Source organism: Ruegeria sp. MALMAid1280 (assembly GCF_049195285.1).
GTDB lineage: Bacteria > Pseudomonadota > Alphaproteobacteria > Rhodobacterales > Rhodobacteraceae > Ruegeria.
Genome location: NZ_JBMIRT010000011.1, coordinates 1 through 4,606, shown reverse-complemented (window position 1 = coordinate 4,606; position 4,606 = coordinate 1). Strand labels below are relative to the sequence as shown.

Annotated in this window: 4 protein-coding genes and 2 pseudogenes; all 6 read right to left on the bottom strand. The window is 61.1% G+C overall.

Annotation, left to right across the window (positions count from 1 at the left end):
• Positions 1 to 375 (bottom strand): annotated as a pseudogene (locus ACOQFT_RS00115) (cupin); the annotation flags it as partial.
• Between the two features lie 153 nt (positions 376 to 528).
• Positions 529 to 1,518: an ester cyclase gene (locus ACOQFT_RS00110; RefSeq protein ID WP_421596044.1), complete on the bottom strand. Its 990-nt coding sequence runs from the start codon at positions 1,516 to 1,518 to the stop codon at positions 529 to 531.
• On the bottom strand, positions 1,515 to 2,558 hold the full coding sequence (locus tag ACOQFT_RS00105) for a LacI family DNA-binding transcriptional regulator (RefSeq protein WP_421596043.1): 1,044 nt from the start codon (positions 2,556 to 2,558) through the stop codon (positions 1,515 to 1,517). Before ACOQFT_RS00105 ends, ACOQFT_RS00110 begins: the two co-directional genes overlap by 4 nt.
• Positions 2,558 to 3,322 (bottom strand): SDR family NAD(P)-dependent oxidoreductase, encoded by a 765-nt coding sequence (locus ACOQFT_RS00100; RefSeq protein WP_421596042.1) that lies wholly within the window; start codon positions 3,320 to 3,322, stop codon positions 2,558 to 2,560. The genes ACOQFT_RS00105 and ACOQFT_RS00100 overlap by 1 nt, the downstream gene beginning before the upstream one ends.
• Positions 3,322 to 4,377 carry an ester cyclase gene (locus tag ACOQFT_RS00095; protein ID WP_421596041.1) on the bottom strand — a complete coding sequence of 352 codons (1,056 nt, stop codon included), beginning with the start codon at positions 4,375 to 4,377 and terminating at the stop codon, positions 3,322 to 3,324. Before ACOQFT_RS00095 ends, ACOQFT_RS00100 begins: the two co-directional genes overlap by 1 nt.
• Before the next feature lie 48 nt (positions 4,378 to 4,425).
• Positions 4,426 to 4,606: pseudogene (locus ACOQFT_RS00090) on the bottom strand (histidinol dehydrogenase); the annotation flags it as partial.

Sequence of the window (4,606 nt, the reverse complement as noted above, 5' to 3'; positions counted from 1 at the left end):
CTGGCCGACATTCTCGAACCCGCGGAAGATGCCCGTCGGGATGTTGAAGATGTCGCCCTCCTCGGCGATGAACTCGCCCGCCGTGCCATAGCGGCCCCAGAAGAACCGCCAGCGACCTTTGGCGACAAAGAACACCTCGGCCGTGGTGTGGCTGTGCAGCGAGTTGCGGCATTTCGGAGGTTGCCCCGCGGCGCCGATGTTGAAGCCGATTTTGTCGGTAATGTGAACGTGCTGATCGGGGGATTCCGATACGCCGCCGCCGATGATGGTGAAATTTTCCTTTTGATCGCTGCCCGGTGTGTGGGCGTCGATAAAGGCGGTTTTGCAGGGTTTGAGCTCGCCGTAGCGGACAATGCGTTGTTGAATGGTGCTCATTTTGGTCTCCTAACGGGTTTGATGTTGCAACAGGGGGTCAGCCCGTTGCCCCGGGAGGGCGGTTGTTCAACCGCTTTGCCCGCAAAGAGGCCCGGTGGCAGTGATACCGCCGGGTTGCTTCGCTGGTATCCAAAGGGGCAGGCACCACAGGCATCACACGTCCCCAGCCGCCAGAATAATCTGCTTCCAGATCGCCGTTTCATCGAACAGGGTCCATTCGCGGCGCAGCCGGATGTCACCGCCGATCAGCTCGCCCCATTCGGCGTGGCTGATGCCCAGAACATACAGCTCGGCCCCAGTGGGCACGCCAAAGGCACCCCAGCCGTCATGCTTGCCGTGCAGGCTCCAACGGATGGCCGAGCGCGGCGGCATGTTCGTGTCATCGCGCCCGATCTGATGGTGGATGGTGAAGGTCGCACTGGGCATCGCTGCACGCAGCGACATCCAGAACCGGTCAACCGGGTCGCGACCATGGCCGCTAGCGCCGCCGGGATATTCGGTCTGAACCGCGCGGTCATAGTCACGCTCGACCGCGCCCATATCCGCGCCCATCATCCGGGTCAGCAGATCGGCGTGACGTTGGCCCCATTCATTGTCATTGCCGCGCCCGGAATACGGACCTTCCATGTCGTTGGCAGGTGTCAGAGGTTTGACGCAGTTTTCCGGGCCGCCCTCGCGCGCGATCAGATCGCGGGTGAAATCCTGCGGATCCCAGCCCATCTGACGCACCACCGCGCCGTTGTCGCGGATCAGCCATTCGTCATCGATGGCATTGTTGCGGGCATGGCAGTCGGCCAGAATGCGATAGCGCAACTTGGCACCGGTCGCCTGACCAAACATGCCATCGCCCAGATGGGTGGCGGTGGACATGATGCGGTGGCTCGACAGCATCCCCTTTTCGGGCGTGCCGGACCATATCACATCTTCGCCCAGCAGGGTGCGGTCGGGAAATTCGGCCAGCGTGGCCATGGTGGCGCCGATCACACCCTGATTGCCGGTCGACACGCTGCCGGGCATCCGCACCACGATATCCGGCGCGTAATATTCGTGCAGGGTAGAAATCCCCCGGTCTTCCCAGATCTCTTTGGTGATGCCGATGATATAGTCGGGAAAATCCCGAAACTTGGCGTCAAAGCCCTTCATGTCTCTGTCCTTTGTGGGGTCCACCCTTTAGGCAACCGGGCCGAGGTCCGCACGATCAGCGGCCCGTCAATGGCCACTTTGCGCGGTTTCGCCGATGCCGGGGCGTCGATATGTTCAAGCAACGCGGTGACGGTTTCCGCCACCATGAGATTGGCGCGCTGGCGGATCGTTGTCAGGTTGTACGCAGGCCATCCGGCAGGCGGCACATCGTCATATCCCACGACCGAAACGTCCTCGGGCACGCGCAGACCCAATTCAAACCGGATCACGTCCATCACCGCCAAAGCCATGTGGTCATTGGCGACAAACACCGCATCCGGGCAGCTCTCGGGCGGGACGTCGAACATGCGCCGTGCCGCCGCCCGCACCTTTTCGGTGTGAAAGTCACCGACATCATGGGCAAACAGGCTCTGCCCGGCTTCCGACAGTACAGCGCGGAAACCGGCCTCGCGGTCACGCTGGGTCGAGGCACCCTGCCAGCCGGCGATATAGCCGATGCGCTGATGCCCTCCGGCCAGAAGGAACTCGGCCACTTTACGTCCGCCGAAATAGTTGTCGGACGTGACGGTGGTGATGCCTTCGATATCCTGACTGCGGTTGAACAACACCACCGGAACCCCGGCCTGCTGACACCGCATCGCGATTTCCGACGACATCGCAACCGAGGCCAGAATGACCCCATCCACCTGATAATCAAGGATTTCCGCCATCACATCCTCGATGTTTCCAGCCGTCCGTGAGGCCATGAAGATCAGGACGTGATAGCCCTTTTCCTGCAATGCGTTCGACAGTTTCTCCAGCGCTTCGGGATAAAAGTAGTTGTCCAGATACCCGACCACCAGACCGATGATCCGGCTTTTGCCCGACACCATCGCACGGGCCAGAACATTGGGGCGATAACCCAGCTCGGCCGCGGCCTTGCGCACCTTTTCCTCGGTCTTCTTGCTGACCGACGCACCGGGCGTGAACACCCGGCTGACCGCCGATTGGCTGACACCGGCCAGTTGCGCAACCTGAAGTGAGGTGACTTTTTCAGCCATCAGTCCGCCGTCCAACCCCCGTCAATCAACATCGACGTGCCAGTCACCAGCGCCGAGGCGTCCGAGGCCAGGTAGGTGACCGCGCCCATGATATCCTCGACCTCGCCGATCCGGTCCAGCTTGATCTTTTCCATGATCCACGCAGCCCGCTCGGGGTTGTCGAAGGTGGATTGCGTCAACGGCGTGCGGATAAAGGTCGGACACACCGTGTTGATGCGGATGCGCTGCTTGCCCCACTCGATCGCCATGGCTTTGACCATGCCTTCAAGCCCGAATTTGGTGGCGCAATAAAGCGACCGGTCAACGCCGCCCACATGACCCATCTGGCTTGAGATATGGATGATCGACCCCGGCTTACCCTCAGCCATCAGTGCCTTGGCCGCGTAGGACGACAGGAAATAGGCCGAGCGCAGGTTGACGTTGGTGACCACATCGAAATCTTCGGGCGAGGTCTCAATTGCCGGTCCATGACGCGCGGTTCCGGCCGAGTTCACCACAACATCGAAGACGCGGTCGTCAAACAATCCGCGCAGCGCTTCAAGATCGCCCTGATCCACCACGGCTGCTTCGGCTGACCAGCCCTGCGCCTGAAACGCGGCGACGGTTTCGTTCAGACGATCCGCACCACGCGCGGCGCAGACCACATGCGCACCCGCTTCGGCCAAGGCCACGGCACAGCCCTGCCCGATGCCCGACGACGCACCGGTGACAAGAGCGGTCTTGCCCGCCAAGGAAAACGAAGGGGTGCGGGGCAGATCACTCATCAGCTCATTCCATCCGGTATATTGATACGCCCCATGTTGCGGGCTTTATTGAATTCCCGCAGCCGGGCGAAAACGTCAACGCCTAGCTGGCGATAGGCGTCCAGAAGATCGACCAGAACCCAGTTTTCGCGGATCTTGCCGTTCTCTACCCGCCAGAAATCGAGGCTGCGCATGGTGATCCGCGTGCCCGCAGGCGCGATCCCCATCCAACCGTCATGAGTCACGGTCTGGATCATGTTGGGCCAGCCCGTCACGGCGGCATAATCGCCATCTCCGAAGAAATGATAGGTGATGTCCTCAACATATTGCCCACGATCCGGCATCCCGCTCAGAAACGGAATCTGGTGCCAGTTTCGAAACCCGGAAAACCCGCGCCCGGTGCCAATGCCCGACGGGCCGTACCAGTTCATGCGCGGATGCCAGAACCGGTCGGGTTCCATCACCTCCGGCCCGCCCTGCGAGGGGTGCTTCTTCAGATGTTCAAGCATGTCAATAATGTGCTGACAGGTCGCCTGCCCCTTGGCTGCATCGTAGGGGCCGGGCACAAAACCGTCCTGCGTCGCTGGTCCGGGCACATGCCATTCGCGACCAAGGCTGGGGGCCATCGGCCAGGCATTCGCCTGCATCATAACCTCGGGGATATCCCACAGGGCCTGCATCTCAACCACTTTGCCGTCTTCGAAACGGTAGAATTCATGAAACCGCATCGTCACCTGATGGCCGGTCGGCGGGATATCCAGCCACGGCCCGGTGAAAGTGCCGGTGTAATAGCCGCCACACCCGACCCAATCAGCCCCATGCTCATCCGGGCCAGCCATAACGATATAGTCGCGGCGTTCCAGATCGGGCCAGGCGGACAGCAGGTCTTTGTAGGCGGTATCGTAATACGCATCGCTGCCGGTTCTGCCCCCAAAAGGATGGCACAACCTGTAAACAGCATCCGGGGCGCTGACATCTGCCAGCGCCCGCCGCACACCCGTTTCCGTAAAATCATACATGGCCGCCCGCAGCGGCGAAATAGCGGCTTTGTTCCGGGTATGCGTATCAGACTTCATCTTTTTCCAAATACTCTGGGGGAGGCTGAAAGCCGGGGGCAAAGCCCCCTATTCTGCAGCGTCCCGATAGGGCGCAGCCTCTCCATAGGGCACGTTGAGCCCACCATAGCGACGCACGCGGATGTTGCATTGTTCGGCATGGCCGACAAAGCCTTCCAGCATGCACAGGCGCGAGCCGTATTCGCCGATCAGCGTCGCGGCCTCGTCGGTGACGACCTTCTGATAGCTG

Coding starts and splice junctions, on each gene's coding strand:
- ACOQFT_RS00095 (WP_421596041.1), bottom strand. CDS start 4,377: ATGAAGTCTGATACGCATACCCGGAACAAAGCCGCTATTTCGCCGCTG.
- ACOQFT_RS00105 (WP_421596043.1), bottom strand. CDS start 2,558: ATGGCTGAAAAAGTCACCTCACTTCAGGTTGCGCAACTGGCCGGTGTC.
- ACOQFT_RS00110 (WP_421596044.1), bottom strand. CDS start 1,518: ATGAAGGGCTTTGACGCCAAGTTTCGGGATTTTCCCGACTATATCATC.
- ACOQFT_RS00100 (WP_421596042.1), bottom strand. CDS start 3,322: ATGAGTGATCTGCCCCGCACCCCTTCGTTTTCCTTGGCGGGCAAGACC.